At 58.3% G+C, this 18227-nt stretch carries 22 protein-coding genes; 9 read left to right on the forward strand and 13 right to left on the reverse strand.

Going from position 1 to position 18227, the window contains the following annotated elements; translation table 11 throughout:
- Positions 1-149 precede the first annotated feature (149 nt).
- Together hemP and BM320_RS15290 are read left to right on the forward strand one after the other, a co-directional pair.
- Positions 150-317, forward strand: coding sequence for a hemin uptake protein HemP (gene hemP, locus BM320_RS15285; protein WP_090201677.1), 168 nt, complete (start codon positions 150-152; stop codon positions 315-317).
- Positions 314-796 carry a hypothetical protein gene (locus tag BM320_RS15290; protein WP_090201678.1) on the forward strand — a complete coding sequence of 161 codons (483 nt, stop codon included), beginning with the start codon at positions 314-316 and terminating at the stop codon, positions 794-796. Before hemP ends, BM320_RS15290 begins: the two co-directional genes overlap by 4 nt.
- Here the strand turns inward: BM320_RS15290 and BM320_RS15295 are convergent.
- The 3 genes from BM320_RS15295 to BM320_RS15305 form a co-directional block, all read right to left on the reverse strand.
- A complete protein-coding gene (locus BM320_RS15295) occupies positions 793-1608 on the reverse strand; it encodes a C40 family peptidase (protein ID WP_090201679.1) in 816 nt (271 codons plus the stop codon). The genes BM320_RS15290 and BM320_RS15295 overlap by 4 nt on opposite strands.
- Positions 1605-2984, reverse strand: coding sequence for a leucyl aminopeptidase family protein (locus BM320_RS15300; RefSeq protein ID WP_090201680.1), 1380 nt, complete (start codon positions 2982-2984; stop codon positions 1605-1607). Before BM320_RS15300 ends, BM320_RS15295 begins: the two co-directional genes overlap by 4 nt.
- A gap of 70 nt (positions 2985-3054) precedes the next feature.
- Positions 3055-3465 (reverse strand): hypothetical protein, encoded by a 411-nt coding sequence (locus BM320_RS15305; RefSeq protein WP_090201681.1) that lies wholly within the window; start codon positions 3463-3465, stop codon positions 3055-3057.
- A 112-nt stretch (positions 3466-3577) separates the two neighbouring features.
- Between BM320_RS15305 and BM320_RS15310 the strand changes: the two genes are divergently transcribed.
- From BM320_RS15310 to BM320_RS15320, 3 genes are read left to right on the forward strand one after another with little or no spacing between them, the layout of a single operon-like run.
- Positions 3578-4225, forward strand: a complete 648-nt coding sequence (locus tag BM320_RS15310; protein WP_090201682.1) for a carbonic anhydrase — start codon at positions 3578-3580, stop codon at positions 4223-4225.
- A 2-nt stretch (positions 4226-4227) separates the two neighbouring features.
- Positions 4228-5205: a sodium-dependent bicarbonate transport family permease gene (locus BM320_RS15315; protein ID WP_090201683.1), complete on the forward strand. Its 978-nt coding sequence runs from the start codon at positions 4228-4230 to the stop codon at positions 5203-5205.
- Position 5206: 1 nt separating this feature from the next.
- Positions 5207-5515 carry a P-II family nitrogen regulator gene (locus BM320_RS15320; RefSeq protein WP_090201684.1) on the forward strand — a complete coding sequence of 103 codons (309 nt, stop codon included), beginning with the start codon at positions 5207-5209 and terminating at the stop codon, positions 5513-5515.
- Here BM320_RS15320 and zapE read toward each other — a convergent pair.
- The gene (zapE, locus tag BM320_RS15325; RefSeq protein ID WP_090201817.1) at positions 5512-6567 is read right to left on the reverse strand and encodes a cell division protein ZapE; all 1056 of its coding nucleotides are present in this window, start codon (positions 6565-6567) and stop codon (positions 5512-5514) included. The genes BM320_RS15320 and zapE overlap by 4 nt on opposite strands.
- A 92-nt stretch (positions 6568-6659) precedes the next feature.
- Here zapE and BM320_RS15330 point away from each other — a divergent pair, with 92 nt between their 5' ends.
- Complete coding sequence (locus tag BM320_RS15330) at positions 6660-7898, forward strand: MFS transporter (RefSeq protein WP_090201685.1); 1239 nt, start codon at positions 6660-6662, stop codon at positions 7896-7898.
- Here the strand turns inward: BM320_RS15330 and BM320_RS15335 are convergent.
- Genes BM320_RS15335 through greA form a run of 8 tightly spaced genes read right to left on the reverse strand, consistent with a single transcriptional unit; the run spans position 7895 to position 14038 of the window.
- Positions 7895-8815 (reverse strand): alpha/beta fold hydrolase, encoded by a 921-nt coding sequence (locus BM320_RS15335; RefSeq protein ID WP_090201686.1) that lies wholly within the window; start codon positions 8813-8815, stop codon positions 7895-7897. The two genes, BM320_RS15330 and BM320_RS15335, sit on opposite strands and share 4 nt — an antisense overlap.
- Before the next feature lie 14 nt (positions 8816-8829).
- Positions 8830-9759 carry an ornithine cyclodeaminase family protein gene (locus BM320_RS15340; RefSeq protein WP_090201687.1) on the reverse strand — a complete coding sequence of 310 codons (930 nt, stop codon included), beginning with the start codon at positions 9757-9759 and terminating at the stop codon, positions 8830-8832.
- Positions 9756-10379 carry an HAD family hydrolase gene (locus BM320_RS15345; protein ID WP_090201818.1) on the reverse strand — a complete coding sequence of 208 codons (624 nt, stop codon included), beginning with the start codon at positions 10377-10379 and terminating at the stop codon, positions 9756-9758. The genes BM320_RS15340 and BM320_RS15345 overlap by 4 nt, the downstream gene beginning before the upstream one ends.
- A 59-nt stretch (positions 10380-10438) precedes the next feature.
- Positions 10439-10882, reverse strand: a complete 444-nt coding sequence (locus tag BM320_RS15350; protein ID WP_090201688.1) for a YaiI/YqxD family protein — start codon at positions 10880-10882, stop codon at positions 10439-10441.
- Positions 10879-11709, reverse strand: coding sequence for an S-formylglutathione hydrolase (gene fghA, locus BM320_RS15355; protein ID WP_090201689.1), 831 nt, complete (start codon positions 11707-11709; stop codon positions 10879-10881). The genes BM320_RS15350 and fghA overlap by 4 nt, the downstream gene beginning before the upstream one ends.
- A 38-nt stretch (positions 11710-11747) precedes the next feature.
- Complete coding sequence (locus BM320_RS15360; RefSeq protein ID WP_090201690.1) at positions 11748-12677, reverse strand: AEC family transporter; 930 nt, start codon at positions 12675-12677, stop codon at positions 11748-11750.
- 6 nt (positions 12678-12683) lie between these two features.
- A complete protein-coding gene (locus BM320_RS15365) occupies positions 12684-13553 on the reverse strand; it encodes a hypothetical protein (RefSeq protein WP_090201691.1) in 870 nt (289 codons plus the stop codon).
- Positions 13554-13567: 14 nt separating this feature from the next.
- A complete protein-coding gene (greA, locus tag BM320_RS15370; RefSeq protein ID WP_090201692.1) occupies positions 13568-14038 on the reverse strand; it encodes a transcription elongation factor GreA in 471 nt (156 codons plus the stop codon).
- A 203-nt stretch (positions 14039-14241) separates the two neighbouring features.
- Here greA and BM320_RS15375 point away from each other — a divergent pair, with 203 nt between their 5' ends.
- From BM320_RS15375 to BM320_RS15385, 3 genes are read left to right on the forward strand one after another with little or no spacing between them, the layout of a single operon-like run.
- Positions 14242-15891, forward strand: coding sequence for an electron transfer flavoprotein-ubiquinone oxidoreductase (locus BM320_RS15375; RefSeq protein ID WP_090201693.1), 1650 nt, complete (start codon positions 14242-14244; stop codon positions 15889-15891).
- A 44-nt stretch (positions 15892-15935) separates the two neighbouring features.
- Positions 15936-16265, forward strand: a complete 330-nt coding sequence (locus BM320_RS15380) for a hypothetical protein (RefSeq protein WP_090201694.1) — start codon at positions 15936-15938, stop codon at positions 16263-16265.
- A gap of 36 nt (positions 16266-16301) precedes the next feature.
- Positions 16302-16508, forward strand: coding sequence for a hypothetical protein (locus tag BM320_RS15385; protein WP_090201695.1), 207 nt, complete (start codon positions 16302-16304; stop codon positions 16506-16508).
- 43 nt (positions 16509-16551) lie between these two features.
- Here the strand turns inward: BM320_RS15385 and BM320_RS15390 are convergent, their stop codons facing one another.
- Positions 16552-18213, reverse strand: coding sequence for a DUF4139 domain-containing protein (locus tag BM320_RS15390; protein ID WP_090201696.1), 1662 nt, complete (start codon positions 18211-18213; stop codon positions 16552-16554).
- Positions 18214-18227 lie beyond the last annotated feature (14 nt).

Below are 18227 nucleotides of genomic sequence, written 5' to 3' on the forward strand. Positions count from 1 at the left end.
CTAAAAATGTCGGATTGACTCACCCTTGCGTTTTTGACTAGATTGCAAAGCATCAAGCCACCTGTTCGCGTGACAGCCAGCCAATTCAACAATCCAACGGCCAAAGGCAACCAATCGCTTTTGCCCCGTGTCACCGTAAGGACCAAAACATGTCTTTCCACAGTGTTCCGCACGCGCAACAGCCAGCCGCGCAAAATCTGCCGACCTATGACGCCCAAATGCTGACCCAAGACGGCGATCTTGCGCAGATTGTACTGCACAACCAGACCTATACCCTGCGTATCACACGCGCCGGAAAACTGATTCTTACAAAATGACGGTTCCATCTGCCAATCCCGGTGGTGCTGCCGTGGGCCAGCTATCCGAACAGCCGCCACTGACGCGCTATGTCGCTATGTATTTCCGGATGTGGTGTGACGGACCCGAAGGCCAAACTGCCGTTTGGCAGGATCTGGCTGCGGGTCTTGGCGAACGCCACGGACGCACAGCGATGGAAAATCTGGAGACCCTATTTGACCTATGCGCGCGCTATCGCCGGCGCCCGCTGATGCGCCATGCCGTGGGTTGCAAATGTCTGGGCGCTGACGAAGCCTGCTTTTCGCACTTCGTCACCACCGCCGCAGAGGGTGACAATCAGGACGCCATGCTCATTGCGACGCTGATCGTACGCGCCGACATCGCGCCGCTTATCACGCCTCTCGCTGCGGACTTTGGCCGCGCGCTCAAGCGGATGATCCTGCAGCAAATGCCGCCGTCGCGCGCATACAGCCAAGCGATACCCGCAACAATTCACTAAAGCCGCCGCCGCGCGACGGGCTGCCCGTGTCCTTGAAATGCCACGCGGGCGGTCACTTTGGCCAGTGGTTCATAGACTGTGGCCATCGGCGTGGCGCTTGCATGGATCATCGTTTCGCCGTCAACCATCATGCCTACGTGTCCCTGCCAAAACACGATATCGCCACGCCGCAGGTCGCCCTGAATATCCGTACCGATCACTTCGCATTGCAAATCGCTATCACCCGGACATGCGATGGCGCAGGCAGACAGGCTTGCCGCGACAAGGCCTGAACAATCAATGCCACGTGTCGAATCGCCACCCCAAAGATAGGGCACGCCAAAGTGCAGCTGCGCGACCGTAACCGGATCTTGAAACGGGCGATCAATGGCGCGCAGGTGTTTTTTGGGGATAAAACCGGCCGTCGTTTCAAAGAAATCGCGCCGTTCGTCCACGACCCCGACACGCGCCCCAAACGGCAGAGCCGCAACCGCTTCGGACCGGAAATCATCCGCCGAATAGCCATGGGTCGCCATTGTGCCGACAAAATGGGTCACATCCATCTGCGGGCCGAGCTGCGCAGCTTGCACATAGCCGACATAGCCGTTGCCACATTGCACAAACGCCCAGCCGTCACACTCTTCGAAAACCGTGACAACAGCGCCCAGCAAAAGCTGCCGGTCACGCGGCCCGTCAGGCGTCCGGCACAGGTCGACAACGGCGCGCGCCACCATCATCGGCTGGCCTATGACATAGCGATCAGCCGCAACCTTGCCTGCCAGATCCATCGCCGCGACCCTGCCGTTTGCAGCCAAAAGACGGCGGTCGGTCATAGGTCCAACAGCTTTGGCAGCGCCGCTAGGATTGCGCGCGCGCCCATCCCGACCCCGCCTTTGGGGCGCGCAGGCGCCGCCACAGGTTGCCAGCCGTAGATATCAAAATGAATATATGGGCTGTCGATAAAGCGGCGCAAAAACAGCGCGGCAGTGATGCTTCCTGCCATGCCGCCGCCAGGTGCGTTATCAAGATCGGCCACACCCGGTTCGATCAATGTTTCATAAGGCGTGTGAAACGGCATCCGCCAAACGGGATCGGCAACAGTTGTTGCCGCCATGCCCAGCGCCGTAGCCGCCGCGTCGCTATCGGTATAGAACGGCGCAATATCAGGGCCGACAGCCACCCGCGCGGCCCCTGTCAGCGTTGCCATCGAAATAACCAGTGCAGGCATTTCTTCATCCGCATAGGTTAGCGCATCCGCCAGAACGAGCCGCCCTTCGGCATCGGTGTTGTTGATTTCAACCGTTAGCCCCTTGCGCGATGTCAGGATATCCTGAGGGCGGAAGGCATCGCCATCAATGCTGTTTTCAACAGCGGGTATCAGCACCCGCAACCGGACCGGCAGGCCCAGCCCCATGATCATCTGCGCAAGGCCCAGCACCGTGGCCGCGCCGCCCATATCCTTTTTCATCAGCCCCATCGACGCGCCGGGTTTGATGTTCAGGCCACCGGTGTCAAAACACACGCCCTTGCCCACCAGCGTCAGCAACGGCCCCGTTTCCCCCCAGCGCATATCCAAAAGCCGCGGCGCACGGCGCGATGCGCGCCCGACCGTGTGGATCATCGGAAAATTCTGCGTCAGCAGGTCTTCGCCCGTGATCACCGCAATTTTTGCACCGTATTCGCCCGAAAGCGCACGCGCGGCATCCTCGAGCTCTTGCGGGCCCATATCGGAAGCGGGTGTGTTGATCAGATCGCGGGTTAGGGCCTCGGCGCTGGCGATGATCGCGGTTTTTTCGGCGTCGATACCCTCTGGCGCGATAAGCTGCGCGATGGTTGCCTTTGCTGGGGCGTAGCGGTCAAATTTATATTGGGACAACAGCCAGCCCAGCGCCGCCTCTTCCAGATCGGGACCAGCAAGGCCTGCAACGATTTTATAGGTGCCAGCCGGCAGTTTTGCGGCCGCAGCCCCCATATGGAACCGCCCGCGCGCGCGCGCATTAGCGGTTCCGTAGCCGACCAGCACCTGCGCAATTGCGCCTTGCGTGTCCGGCAAGGCCAGAACCTGCCCCAAGGCCGCCGTAAACCCTTGGGCCTGCGCCCACGCGCGGCCAGCATCCGAAAGATCGGCCAATGCAGCATCAAGCGCTGCATGGTCAACGACCCTCAGCGGTATTGAATCATCGCAATCTGCGGCAAATGTCAGTAGCATGGGGTGCGTCCAATAAGGTCAGTTGAAACGCCAGATTACCCTGCTGCGGCAGCACCGCAAGTGGCCGCGCCTAACTTTGGCGAAATTTCCACACTTCGGCAACGGCGACGTCAAAGGCGCGTTCAAGCCGCGCCATCGTCGCGGCAAGCGCGGTTGCATCTGCTTGGCGCAGGCAGGTTTGCACATGGTCGGCGGCAATCGCAAATTCGGTCAGCCCGATTTGTTCCGCAATCAGGCGTATCTTGCGGCAAGGTTTCAGCATCATCGCAAGATTGCCTGCATTGAACCCATTTTGCAAAACGTCCAGACGCTGCGCAAGGTCTTCCAGAACGCGGCAAATGATTGCCTCTGCCTCGTTCGCGGGCTTGGCCGCGAACAAGCGTTGCAACGGCACCGCGTCAAACTGCAACCGGTCCGGACAGCGCAGGATGATTACTTCAACGTCCGTTTCCGGCGTCTGCGTAGGGTGTTTGTTTTCCATAGCCCCATTATGCGCGCATGAAGGTTGCCGGAAGATTTACGCGAGGCACAAAAAGCGCTCGAAATTCCGGAATATACAATCTAGTTTAGGTAAAATCACGACGGAGCCCACCATGAAACACGCCCGCCCTCTTCCCGCATATATGGTAACACGCTACCACGGCTGGAAGGCCACGACCCACGCCGAAAACAAGGGTTGGTATCGCCGTCTTGCCGACGAAGGCCAGCGCCCGCGCGCGATGATCATTTCGTGCTGCGACAGCCGCGTACATGTGACGTCAATTTTTGGTGCCGATCAGGGCGAATTTTTCATCCACCGCAATATCGCGAACCTTGTGCCGCCCTTTCAGCCCGACGGCAGCCAGCACGGCACATCTGCCGCCGTCGAATATGCGGTGACCGCGCTAAAGGTTTCGCATCTGGTTGTTTTGGGTCATTCCAGCTGCGGTGGTGTCGCGGGTTGTTACGATATGTGTTCGGGCAATGCTCCCGAACTGGAAGAAACAGGCAGCTTTGTCGGCCGCTGGATGGATATTTTGCGCCCCGGATATGACATGCTGCCCGAGGGTGACGACGAGGCCCGCACGCGGGCATTGGAAAAAGTATCGGTCACGGTGTCGCTCAACAACCTGATGACATTCCCCTTTGTGCAAAAAGCGGTCGAGGAAGGCACGCTATCACTTCACGGGCTTTGGAATGATATCGGTGAAGGCACGCTCGAGGGGTACGACCCTGACGTCGACGCATTTGTCGCCATCTGAACATGACCGAAATTTTTGCACTGGCCGGAACCAATCTGGTCTCTCCCATCATCCTGAGCTTTGCGCTCGGGCTTTTGGCAGCTTTGGCCCGATCCGACCTGACCATCCCCGAAGCCGTGGCCAAAGGGATGTCGATCTATTTGCTTTTTGCAATCGGCTTTAAGGGCGGGGTCGCGGTCAGCGCGCATGGTGTCGACACAACGCTGCTATTGTCAATCGGGGCGGGGCTGGTGTTGTCGTTCGGATTGCCGCTGATTGCTTTTGCGCTGCTGCGGATGATGACCGGGCTTTCGCAAACCGATGCGGCCGCCGTGGCCGCGCATTACGGATCAATCAGCATCGTAACCTTTGTTGCAGCAACGTCGATGCTGGAAGGCCGGATGATCGCCGCCGAAGGCTATATGGTTGCCGTCGCCGCCGTGATGGAAGCCCCCGCCATCCTTTCCGCGCTCTGGCTGGTTGCGCGCAGCGGCAAACAGGGACGCATGGAGCCCGAATTGATGCGTGAAATCCTTTTGAACGGATCAATCGTTTTGCTGGTGGGCGCCTTTGCAATCGGGGCGATCACGGGCGAAAAGGGGCTGGCTGAAATCAGCGCGTTTATCGTGTCACCGTTCAAAGGTGTCTTGTGCCTGTTCCTGTTGGATATGGGGTTGATTGCAGGGCGCGGGCTGCGCCAGTCGAAGGGCGTATTGGGCATCGGGGCGGTCGCATTCGCAATTGTGATGCCACTGGTCGGTGCGACTATCGGACTTGGGCTTGGCATGTTGATCGGCCTGTCGCTGGGCGGTATTGTGCTGTTGATGGTGCTGTCCGCATCGGCCAGTTATATCGCCGTGCCCGCCGCAATGCGCGTCGCCCTGCCCGAAGCAAACCCGTCAATCTACCTGACACTATCGCTGGGGGTCACCTTTCCGTTCAACCTGACGCTTGGCATCCCGATATACCTTGCCGCCGCCCAATTCGCCGCCGGAGCCTGACATGCAGACCCATATCGCCAAACGTGTTGAAATCGTCATCGAAGCCCCGCTTGAACGCAGGCTGACAAATGCGTTGACGCAGGCGGGGGTTACGGGGTTCACGATCCTGCCCGTATTGGGCGGGTCTGGTCGGTCCGGCAAATGGTCACGCGACGGTCAGGTCGGCAAGGCCGGTATGGTCGCCGTTGTTTGTCTGATCCGGCCAGAACGGCTTGATGCGCTGCTTGATGCGGCCTTTGCGGTGGTTGAAAAACACATTGGCGTGGTCAGCATAACAGACGCCCAAGTGCTGCGCGCCGAACGGTTCTAGGTGCCCCAATCGGCCGATTGCATTTCGCGCAAACGGCTTGCAGTGCGTTCGAATTCGAACGTGCCTTCGCCTTCGACATACAGCAATTCCGGCGCGGCGGCGGCCGAACAGATCAACTGCACTTTGGCCTCGTAAAGCGCATCGATCAGGGTCACAAAACGCTTTGCCTCGTTGAAATTGCTGCGCGACAGCGTCGGGATATCCTCAAGGATCAGCACACGCACGGCCTCTGCCAGTGCAAGATAATCCGCAGCCCCCAAAAACCGCCCGCAAAGATCATAGAATTTCGCCCGCGCGACCCCGTTGTGATAGCCAGGCAGGTCAACTTCGCGACCTTTGACATGCAGCACCAGCGGCGCTGACTTGCCATTGCTGAGGTGGTCCCAGATATCTGCAATCGCGGCGCGCGCATCCGCATTATTGGGCGTGAAATAGCTTTGCTTGCCGGCAAGCCTGTCTTGGCGGTAATCGGTATCGCTGACCAATTCATGCACAACCATGCGGTCTTTGATCAGGGCGATAAACGGCGTGAACAGCTGCCGGTTCAACCCGTTTTTATACAAATCATCCGGCGGACGGTTGGATGTAGTAACAACAACGACACCCGCCGCAAAAAGCGCCTCGAACAGGCGGCCGACAATCATCGCATCGGTGATGTCGGTAATCTGCATTTCATCAAAGGCCAGAAACCGGACCTCATCCGCCAATTTTGCGGCCACTGGGGCAATCGCGTCGTCAACGCCACGTTTGCGGGCCTCGGTCATTTCGGTGTGGACCCATTGCATGAAGGCATGGAAATGGCTGCGCCGTTTCGGGGCATCCACCTGATCATAAAGCAGATCCATCAGCATGGATTTCCCGCGCCCGACCCCGCCCCACATATAAAGACCCGGCGTGGGTGGCGGGGCTTTGCGGAACAAGCCGCGTTTGGGCAGCGGGGTTGCAAGCGCTGCGCGCACGCGTTCAAGTTCCGGCAAAACCGCAAGCTGCGCGTCATCCGTAGTCAGGGTGCCCGCATCAACGGCGGTTTGATAGGCTGATTGAACTGTCATAGCCGTGCAATACCCTGCACCTGCGGCGATGAAAAGCGTGTCGATACAATTGAAGAATTGACAAAACGCGCCCACGCACGCGAACTGCACGCATGGAACACAAAGCCCCCCTTATCACCCCCGTCCTGATCGCAGGTTGTCTGATCATCATGACAGGTTTCGCAATCCGCGCGTCATTCGGGGTATTTCAAATCCCGATTGCCGAGGAATTCGGCTGGCTGCGATCCGATTTCAGCCTTGCGATTGCGATCCAGAATCTGGCTTGGGGGATCGGGCAACCGATTTTCGGCGCCATCGCCGAAAAAATCGGTGACCGCAAAGCGATCATCATGGGCGCCTTGTTTTACGCGGCCGGATTGCTGCTGTCGGCTGGGGCGACGACGCCGCAAGCGCACCAGTTTTACGAAATTCTCGTGGGCTTCGGGATTGCGGGCACCGGATTTGGCGTGATTCTTGCCGTTGTCGGGCGGGCCGCATCGGCAGAAAACCGGTCAATGGCGCTGGCTATCGCCACGGCTGCCGGATCTGCGGGGCAGGTTTTTGGCGCGCCCTTGGCGGAATATTTGCTGGGGTTCATGACGTGGCAGGCCACATTTGTGGCCTTTGCGGGCATGATTATGGCAACGCTTTTGGTTTTGCCGATGATGCGCAGCCCCGCGCCCGCCAGCAAGACCGAGCTAGAAGAAAGCATGGGCACGATCCTGATCCGCGCCTTCAAAGACCCGTCCTATACGTTGATTTTCCTCGGCTTCTTTTCTTGCGGTTATCAGCTTGCCTTTGTCACCGCGCATTTCCCCGCGCTGGTGACCGAAATGTGCGGGCCGCTGGATCAGGGCGGGGTTCTGGCGGGGCTCGGAATCACCACGACTAGCCGTCTCGGCGCGGTAGCGATTTCGCTGATCGGGCTGGCAAATATTGCAGGCACGCTTTTGGCGGGGTGGGCTGGCAACCGGTATTCCAAGAAATACCTGCTGGCGGGCATCTACACCGGACGCACGATTATCGCAGCGCTGTTTATCCTGTTGCCGATTACCCCGCTAAGCGTGATCCTTTTCTCGGTCGGGATGGGCGCGCTCTGGCTGGCGACAGTGCCGCTGACATCGGGGCTTGTCGCGCATCTTTATGGCATCCGCTATATGGGCACACTTTACGGAATCGTCTTCTTTTCACACCAGCTCGGGTCGTTTCTTGGCGTGTGGCTGGGCGGGCGGCTTTATGACATTTACGGCACCTATACCCATGTCTGGTGGGTCGGCGTCGGGATCGGTGCATTCAGCGCGATTGTGCATTTGCCAATCAAGGAAAACCGCACGGCTGTGGCCGCGGCCTAGGGTCTCATCGCCCTGACAAGTGCCTGAAGCAGTTGCGGACAATGGGTATAAGGCATCGCGTGATCGGCACCTGCGACGACCTCTTGGTGAATATCGCGGTGCCATTGCGCCAAAACCCCAAGCGCCTGAATAGGGATTATCTGGTCATGTTCGGCCCAAATCGCAATCGTCGGCACATCAACGCGGCCCAGCCTGCGGTGGTCTTTTTCTTGCACTTCGTAAAGCATGCCGCGACTGCTTTTGAGAAGTGACGGCATAAACCCGCGCCTGCGCAATTCCAGACGCTGTGAAGCGTAAACCTTGCCTGCCATAGAGCTGGGCCCCACGCGCGGTATCGCCCTTGATAAACGGCGGCGCGCAAGCACCGCGTGCAGCCAGTCGCCCAACACAGGCGTTTTCCGGCAAAACCGCGCAAATCGTCCCTCAGTCGTCACAACTCCCGTGGCCGCAATCAGGATTAGCCGTTTGATACAATGCGGATTTTGCGCAGAATATGCGGTCGCAATCGCGCCGCCCATCGAATAACCGACAAGCGTGATATCTTCGGACAGCCGGTGAAACGCCAGCAAATCCGTCAGTTGCCGCAAGAAATAGGCGCGGTCCTGACGGCCTGCCACATTGTCGGACAAACCGCGCCCATAAAGGTCATAGACCAGCACCCGATAGCCCATTTCGCCCAGCCCCTGCGCGAAACCGCTGATCGATGCCGAAGACGTTGACATGCCGTGCACAATTACCGCGACCGGTCCGCGTGCCGGACCAACCCAGCGGTAATGGGTCAACCCCTGCGATAATCGCGCAAGATCACCGGCGGTCTGGCTACGGTCATAATCGCTAACCGGCTTGCAGCGGCGTTCCAGATATACCGGCAAGATCGCAAGACCGGCCAGCACCCCCAGAACCCAATAGTACCACATGATCAATTGCCCCGTTAATTGCCAGAGATCGCCCCCCGTGCCTGCCATGCCGCCAAAATGTAGCGGCTCGTCATCAGATCAAGATGCGCGCCACCGCCATTCTTGAACAGTGTAATCTCTGCGTTACTGCTGCGTTGGAACCGATTTAGCGCATAATAGTCGGCCACAACATCCCCTTGGGCGATTGCCCCTGCCGCAAGCGGGATTTTCAGCTCTCCGATATGGTCCAGCGTTGTGTCAAAGTTGTCAACAAAGATGCGCGACCGCTGCAAGGCAAGGTCATCTGCCTCGCGCATGTCGGGGCGGTAAGCCCCAATAAGATCAATATGTTGGCCAGCGCGCAGCCATTCGCCTTTGATCAGGGGATCGGTCGACATCGTGGCCGATGTGACGATATCGGCGGCGTGCACCGCTTCGGCAAGATCTTGCGCAATTGTGACGTCAGGGTGCGCCTTTTGGAAAGCAGCCGCGCCTGCGGCCGATCTGTTCCAGACGGTGAACTGCGCATCCGCAAAAGCCGCGCCATAGGCTGCATAAAGGCTGTGCCCAACCGTGCCTGCGCCGACAATAAGGATATTCTTGCTGTCGGGGCGCGCCAGCCGGCGCGCCGCCAGCAGGCTGTCACCCGCTGTTTTCCATTTCGTGACAAGATGGAAATCGACAATCGCGTCCAATGACCCATCATCGGCTGAGAACAGGTTCACGGCGCCGCCAACCATCGGTTTGCCTGCCGCGCGGTTACCTGGAAAGATCGTCGCGCATTTCACCGCCAGCCCCATGCCCGCGATCCATGCGGACCGGTTCAGCAGGGTATTATCGCCCTCGTATAGAAACACATCTGCCACATCCGCCTTGGGCAATTCATGACCGGCGGCCAGCGCATCGGTCAGCGCAAGCCAGTCAAGCTGCGCTTCGCCTTCGGCGAATGGGATCATCACGGTCATTGCGCGGCCCCCTGTGTCAGCAGGTTTTCGGCAACCAAACGATCCGCCCAGCCTTGCGCACCCGTAAACAGATGTGTCTGCCAGCCGCGCGCGTCGGCCGTGGCGATATTGTCAGCACGGTCATCGACAAAAAGCAGCCCCTCGGGCGCGATAGCGCAATCCTGTTCGACCATCTCGTAAATCCGGTGACCTGGTTTCACCTCTTGCATGTGGCCCGAAATATAGCGGCGGTCGAACTCGCGCAGGAACGGATAGACAGGCTCCGCGATCTCAAAGGTCTGCACGCCGAAATTCGACAGGGCAAAAACAGGCACATTGGCCGCGCGCAAGGCACGCAACAGGCGCACCGAATGATCAATCGCGGGCGTCGCCATTTCGGACCAGTTGTCATGCCACATGCGCACTTCGGCGGCCCAATCGGGGTTTTCATCAGCCGCCGCATAAATCGTGTCGCGGAAATGATGGCCGCGATCGACCAGATCATTGATCCCGTGCAAGTCAATCGCGGCAAACATCGCTTTGCGGCGTTCTTCGCCAATCACGCGGTCATAAAACCGCTCTGGTTGCCATTCGATCAGCACGTTGCCGATGTCAAAAATGACGGCCTGAATATTCGCCATACCGGCCCCCAACATATTCGCTTGAATTCAGTCTAGCAGCGCGCGCTGGAGTGTAAACGCTAACGTGCGGCTTGGCGCACAAGCCGTTCCAACGCATCCAGAAACCGCGCGCGGTCTGCCTTGCCGAACGGCTTGCCACCACCCTGCCGAAACGGATCAGCCGCGCGCATGTCGGCCATCAGATCACGGGTCGCAAGAACATTGCCGATATTGGCGGTGGTTAGCGGTTCGCCATTGTGCTTGAGCACCAGCGCCCCGTTCTCGATACACCGCGCAGCCAGTGGAATATCGCCCGTAATCACCACATCGCCATTGCCCGCGCGATCCGCGATCCACATATCAGCGATATCAGGGCCATCCGGCACCACCACCGTTTCGACATAAGGGTTGGCAGAAGGCCGGATGCCGCCGTTAGAGACCACAAACATCTTGAGCTTATGACGGGTGCCGACCCGTTCGACCTCTGCCTTGACGGGGCAGGCATCCGCATCGACATAGATCATGCGTAAAGCGCCTCTGCGTGGAAGGCGACGTGGTCTTCCATAAAGGTCGCGATGAAGAAATAGGAATGGTCATAGCCCTTTTGCAGGCGGATCGTACCCTGTTGCGATTTCTCGGCCATTGCTTGGGCTAACGCGGGCGTGCCCAGCAATGCGGTGAACTGGTCGTCTGTGCCTGTGTCGATCAGGATCGGGCCGTCGAACCCTTCGCCTTGCATCAAAACGCTGGCATCATGCGGGCCCCATTGGGATTCGTCCGCGCCCCAATAGGCAGTGAATTGTTTGCGGCCCCATTCGCTGTTCAGCGGGTTACAAATCGGCGCAAAGGCCGACACAGACCGGAACCGCCCGGGCAAGGCCAGCGCCATCGTCAGCGCGCCATGCCCGCCCATCGAATGCCCGCAGATCGACTGGCGATCCATATCGAGCGCAAAGTTTTCACCGACCAGCGCGGGCAATTCTTCGGCAACATAGGTCCACATTTTGAAATGCTTGTCCCAAGGGGCCGTGGTCGCATCAATGTAGAACCCTGCGCCCTGCCCCAGATCATAGGCGTCATCGTCTGGCACATCGGCGCCGCGCGGGGATGTGTCGGGAAAAATCAGCGCGATGCCCTGTTCGGCGGCCCAAGCCTGCGCGCCCGCCTTGGTCATTGCGTTTTCATGGGTGCAGGTCAGACCGGACAGAAACCACAGCACAGGCACGGGGCCATGCGCCGCCTCTTCGGGCATAAAGACGCCAAATGTCATCTCGCAGTTGCAGCTGTCTGATGCGTGTGAATAGACCCCTTGGGTTCCGCCATAACAGCGATTTTCAGAAATGGTTTTCATCGTGGCCTCCTGTTATGCGCATAACGGCTAGCGCAGGATCAAATGCTTGTCACCCATGCAATCACAAGCGACACGGTGACCACGCTGGCAACAGTGGAAACCAAAATCGTCGCGGACGCACGCGCCGGGGCCACGCCATAATGCTGGGCCAGAATATAGACATTGCCTGCCACCGGCAAAGACGCCGCCGCGATCATGACGCCCGCCGAAAACGGGGCGATGTCGAAGATGAAGAAAGCCGCGATTGCGCAAGCCAGCGGATGCACGATCAGCTTGCAAAAGCTGAGCCAACCCGCGACCGCTAGGCGCTCTGCCGATTTGGAGGCCAGTGAAGCGCCAATCACAAACAGCGCACCCGGTGTCGCCGCAGCACCAAGCATGGTCAGAAAATCATTCACCGGAACAGGGATCGGGATATCGCCCGCCGCCGCAAGAACACCCAGCGAAATCGACACGATCATTGGATTTTTAAGCAGCCCCAACCCCACAGTCCCCAAGATACGCGGCGACATGCGCCCGTCACGCGCGCCGGTGATCAGAATGACAATCAAGCTGCCAAAAACAATCAGATCAACAAGCAACACCATCATCACAGGGCCAATTGCGGCGTCACCCAGCAGCAAAACCAGCATCGGGATGCCCAGATATCCGACGTTGCCGACAACTGCGCATTGGGCTTCGACCGCCGCCTCGGTCATCGGGACGCGGCGGCGTAATGCGACAAATGTAGCAACCACGTAGACCACCATAGTCGCGCTGAGGTAAGCAAAGACAAAACGCCAGTCCAACACAGCATCCAACGCCAGGTTCGCGGAAAACCGGAACAGCATCGCCGATAGCGCAAAGTAGAATACAAACTTGGCTAGATAGGCATTGGCTTCTTGGGGAAAGAAACCGGTGCGCGCCGCGCCGTAACCCATGGCGATCAGCATGAAAAACGGCATTGTCTGCAGGAAGATATCGATCATGCGGGGTTATTCGAATGTGCCAACCGCGCGCCCCAGCAGCATGAACGCACGGGCGCTGCGGGTTTGCGCGAGGATCAGCAATTCTTCGTCGCTGGCGTCCGGCACAAAACTGTCGATCATCTTGTCGAAATGGCGCAGGAAATGCAGCATTGAATCGCGAAAGATCGTGTCGGATTTTTTGCGGTGCAAAACAGCGGCAAGCGCCGATTGGTCAGTCACACCGCCGACATCCGCAATGCCAGCGCCGCGTTCACCAGCCGCAAACCTGCGCCAAAGATCCGCATTCGCGGGTGCCGCATCAAGATCATCCATATAGATCCCGTCTTGCGACAAAAGCGTCAGCACGTCCTGGCTGGCCTGCACCAGTTGCCGTGCCTGCGGATCGCGCAAGGCGGCGCGCAGGGCGGCGAACCCTTCGGTGTCTTCGGCGGTATCGGGGAAATTCAGCGCCCGAATCAAATCAATAGTCCCAAGCGCGCTTGCCACGGGCGCAGGGGGTTCTGGCGTCACCTGCTTTGTCTGTGGCGCGGGGGGGGCTGTTGGTTTTGGGGCAGGCGTCGGGGCGGTCGGGCGCTGTGGCGCGGGTTGGCTGACCCGCGTCTGGCGCAGCGCGTCCAGCGCAGACTGCATGCGAAAATTTTCATCGCGCAGGCCACGTTGTGCGCGCAGCCCAAGATCGGCCAGCACGACCAGCGCGACCGGCAGCGTAACCACCATGACAAGCGCCATAAACCGCAGGCTGTCAAAGCCGGCATCGGTAAAGACCCGCGGCGGGATTGCAATAAACAGCACCAAAAGCAGAACCACCCAGCCCAAGACGAGGCCCAGCGCAATCCGCGATATCGGGCCAGAGGCATTGGCATGTGGGCGCGTCATAAACGGGATGCTTTCTACTTGAACGAAATCGACAGAATTTCATAGCTGCGCACGCCGCCGGGGGTACGCACCTCGACGCTGTCGCCTGTCTCTTTGCCAATCAATGCACGCGAAAGCGGCGATTGCATATTCAATTTTCCGTTTTCGATATCGGCCTCGTATTCACCGACGATCTGATAGGTCTTTTCCTCGTCGGTTTCTTCATCAACCAATGCAACGGTGGCACCAAATTTGATGGTCCCCGAAAGTTTTGCCACGTCGATCACATCGGCAAGCGAAATCACGCCTTCCAATTCCTTCACGCGCCCTTCGATAAATGACTGCTTTTCCTTGGCAGAATGATATTCCGCGTTCTCGGATAGATCGCCATGTTCACGGGCTTCGGCAATGGCGCGGATGATGGCCGGCCGCTCAACAGTCTTGAGGTGCTTCAATTCGGCATCCAGCTTGTCAAAACCTGCGCGTGTGAGTGGGATCTTATCCATTATGCCTCTGCTCCGGGGTAAAAAGTGTCAATCGATCGTTCATAGCCTAATTGGGGTAAGCAAAGTCAAGGCCCATGGCGCGATCACTTGTCGCGGCTGGCGGTTTTGACGTTGTGTCTTGATTGCCCCACAATCCTGCTTCAGGTAACGATTGCTTAAAGCGATTAAAAGGGGGCATCGCCCCATAAGCGAAGGATGACCAGATGGCCGAAACGACACGCGAAACGATGGAATATGACGTAGTAATCGTTGGCGCAGGGCCTGCAGGGCTGTCAGCGGCGATCCGCCTCAAGCAGCTTGATGCTGATTTGAACGTCGTTGTGCTTGAAAAGGGGTCCGAAGTCGGCGCGCATATCCTGTCGGGCGCGGTGCTTGATCCATCTGGCCTGAACGCGTTGATCCCCGATTGGAAAGAAAAAGGCGCGCCACTGAACGTGCCGGTCAAAAAAGACAATTTCTATATGCTGGGTGAATCGGGTCAGTTGCGTATCCCGAACATTGCAATGCCGCCGCTGATGAACAATCACGGCAATTACATTGTGTCGATGGGCAATATCTGCCGCTGGATGGCCGAACAAGCCGAAGAACTGGGCGTCGAGATTTTTCCAGGCATGGCCTGTTCCGAACTGGTGTTCGGCGACAATGGCGAAGTCAAAGGTGTGGTCGCCGGTGAATTTGGCAAGAACCCCGATGGGACCGAAGGCCCCGGTTATGAACCCGGCATGGAACTGCACGGCAAATACGTGTTCTTGTCCGAGGGCGTGCGCGGGTCCCTGTCAAAACAGGTAATCGCGAAATACAATCTTTCTGACGGCCATGATGTCCAGAAATACGGGCTTGGCATGAAAGAAATCTGGGAAATTGATCCCGCCAAGCACCGCGAAGGCACCGTGACCCACACAATGGGCTGGCCTTTGGGTGGCAACGCGGGTGGCGGATCATTCATCTACCACCTTGAAAACAATCAGGTCTATGTCGGCTTTGTGGTTCACCTGAACTACAAGAACCCGCATCTGTTTCCTTATATGGAATTCCAGAAATTCAAACATCACCCGATGGTCGCGGACCTGCTGAAAGGCGGCAAACGCGTGGCTTATGGCGCCCGCGCGATCACCGAAGGCGGTTATCAGTCGATGCCAAAACTGACCTTCCCGGGTGGCGCGCTTCTGGGCTGTTCGGCGGGCATGGTTAACGTGCCGCGCATCAAGGGCAACCATAACGCCATGCTATCGGGCATCGCCGCCGCCGAAGCCGCCTTTGCCGCATTCAAAGACGGTCGCCAAAGCGACGAGCTGACCGATTACGAGGTCGCCGTGCGCGAAGGCGATATTGGTGCCGATCTGAAAAAAGTGCGCAACGTCAAACCGCTCTGGTCAAAATACGGGCTGCTTGCATCGCTCGCTGTCGGCGGCATGGACATGTGGACCAACACATTCGGGTTCTCGCTTTTGGGCACGCTCAAGCACGGGAAATCCGACGCGGATGCCACCGAAGAAGCCAGCAAACACAAGGTTATCGACTACCCCAAACCCGATGGCACCCTGTCGTTTGACCGACTGACCAACGTTTCCTTCAGCTTTACCAACCACGAAGAAAGCCAGCCTGCGCACCTTCAGCTGACTGATCCGTCAGTACCGGTCGATGTGAACCTTGCCAAATACGCAGGCCCGTCCGCGCGCTACTGTCCGGCGGGTGTTTACGAATTTGTGCATGAAGAAGGCAAAGACACGCGGTTTGTGATCAATTTCCAAAACTGTGTGCATTGCAAAACCTGCGATATCAAAGACCCGAGCCAGAATATTACATGGACAACGCCCCAAGGCGGCGACGGGCCGAACTATCCGAACATGTAAAACAATGCTGGGGGCTTTATGCCCCCATTTCACGGGATCACCTCATGAACAGTTCAGATCTCTCAATCGCGGACCGATTGACACAGCTTATCGCGCAGCGCGAAAGCTTCCAAATCGGCGAATATGAATTTGAAACTCAAAAGCGCGCGGCATTACAGTTATCTCCTGCAGGGCTGCATCCGGTGGTACGTAATTTGCTGGCGTTCTTGATCGTCAACTGCGCAAGTTTGGGTTTTGCTATCGCATTCCCAGACTATGCAAAACTCGCGCTGATTGTGATTGGCATCCTGCTCGCAATTATCGTCACGCTGCTCACTTCATCAATCACGCATACTGGCGGTGACGGATCATCCGATTTGGGCGGGTCGGACTGATGCGATTCCTGATCACACTGTCTTGGACATATGCAAATGCCGCAAACTAACGAACAGACGCGTACGCTCGCGGCACTGCAATTTATGTATACAGCAGGGCAGATTAGTGAACGCGAACACGCCGTCGCAAAGAACATTGCGCTTGGCGATGCGCCGAAATCGCGCAGGGTGATCTTTCCGATTGCAGGGCTTATTGTCACCAATATCGTGGTGCTAATGGCAACCTTCATAGCCGCTTTTTAGAGCCACAGGCGCAGAGTTCCCCTTGCGCCTGTGTATTGATTGGCTACCGCAAAACATACCCGCCCGGCCAAGTCAGCGTGTAATCAAGACTGATTACCTGTTTTTCACCGGCGGACACGCTCAGATCCCATTCAAGGATGCCGCGTTGCCCTTCGGGGTTGGTGCGGGTGACGGATGGGCTGGCTGTCACGCTGACCTCTAGGTCGTCTTGCTCCGAATAGGGCACCGCATCACGCAGCAGCACATCCCAATCTTGGCCCGTCAGGTTTTCAACTGATATCACGGCTTCTTCTTTCAGCTCGTTTGTGCTGGTGAATACACCGCGGTCGCCCTCTGACCGGTTCGGGGTCATCCGGTTCAGGATAATCCCGTCAAGCGGCCCAAAGCCCATTTGCATATCCGCGCCCGCCGCGACCAGTGGCAGCTCGCTAAACCCGATCATCGTGCCATCTGCAAACATCAGCGCGGTGCCGGGCAGCAGCAGTTCTTGGGTGCTATTGGTGAATTCGGCCACGCGGTAGGCGACGCTATCGCGGCTTGGCGCGGCCTCGGCCCAGACCTCCGCATCCAGCGATAGGGTATCAAGCGGCAAGCGCAGGTCTTCGACGCCATTGCGGATATTCACGCGACCCGGATAGGTATATGTCACCGCAGCACCGCTGAAATTGGCCACAGGCATAACCGGTTGGGCAAATGCGGTGACGGCCATTGGCGCTTCCTCCATCAGCATAATTGATCCGGCCATGCGGTCCGACATATCGCGCGCCAGCTTTTCGCGTTCCAACTCTTCTTCTGACACGATCTGGCGCAGCGGGGCCCAAACGCCGCTTGGCGCGATTTGTTCGCCCGGACGCGCGGTGGACAAGACCAGCTCCACATCCATCCAGTCCTGACCGCTATCCTGACTGATTACCACAGCGCGATCCAGATCAAGCGATGGCGCATCGCCCGTGGTCAGCCGCATGTCATAGACGGGCGACCAATTGGCGAACCCTTCTTGCGTGCTGACATCAATCACAAACTCGCCCGCCTCGGCCACGGCAATCGAAAAGGTCAGCACAGCGCCATCCTTTTCAGGGGCAATTAGCGCTGCCAGCGCGCGCTGCGCGTCACGTAAGGCGGTTGCATCATCCTCGCGGGCGCGCTCGGCGGCGCTTGCCTCTTGCTCGGCCGCAAATGCGGCCTGACGCGCGGTCAGGGTTTCCGCGCCAACCATTTGGGCAAGTGCGCGAATGTCGTCAATGCCATTGGCCGACAATGCTTCGCCCGCGCTGGCCTGCGACAGGCTTTGCAGAAATGCGATCTGTTCGTCCGCCGCAGCCACACGCAGACGGATTTGCGCAATGTCCGCGTCACGCTGGCGCAAAACATCCTCAAGCCGCGCGACTTCGTCCTTGGCGGCCTGGACTTCGGGCGTGGTCTGGTCCGGCGTCACGGGCAGACGGTCGTGCGCAAGGTTCACCGCACCGATCTGCACGCCCTGCGGTGCGGCCAGCCGCAGCCCTTGGGTCATCAACCCTTCGGGTAGGCCGGGGACGGTGATTTCATGCTGGCCTGCGGGCAGGTCCAGCACCACTTGTCGGGTCACAGTCGCAAGGCCGGGATAGATGGTGACACTATCGACCTTGGCCGCGCCGGTGAAATTATCGGCAAAGGCGGGGGCGCAAAGCGCAATAAGGCTGGTGGTCAAGAGAGGGCGCAACATTGGAAGCTCCTGTA

This window comes from Yoonia tamlensis (assembly GCF_900115105.1).
Classification (GTDB): domain Bacteria; phylum Pseudomonadota; class Alphaproteobacteria; order Rhodobacterales; family Rhodobacteraceae; genus Yoonia; species Yoonia tamlensis.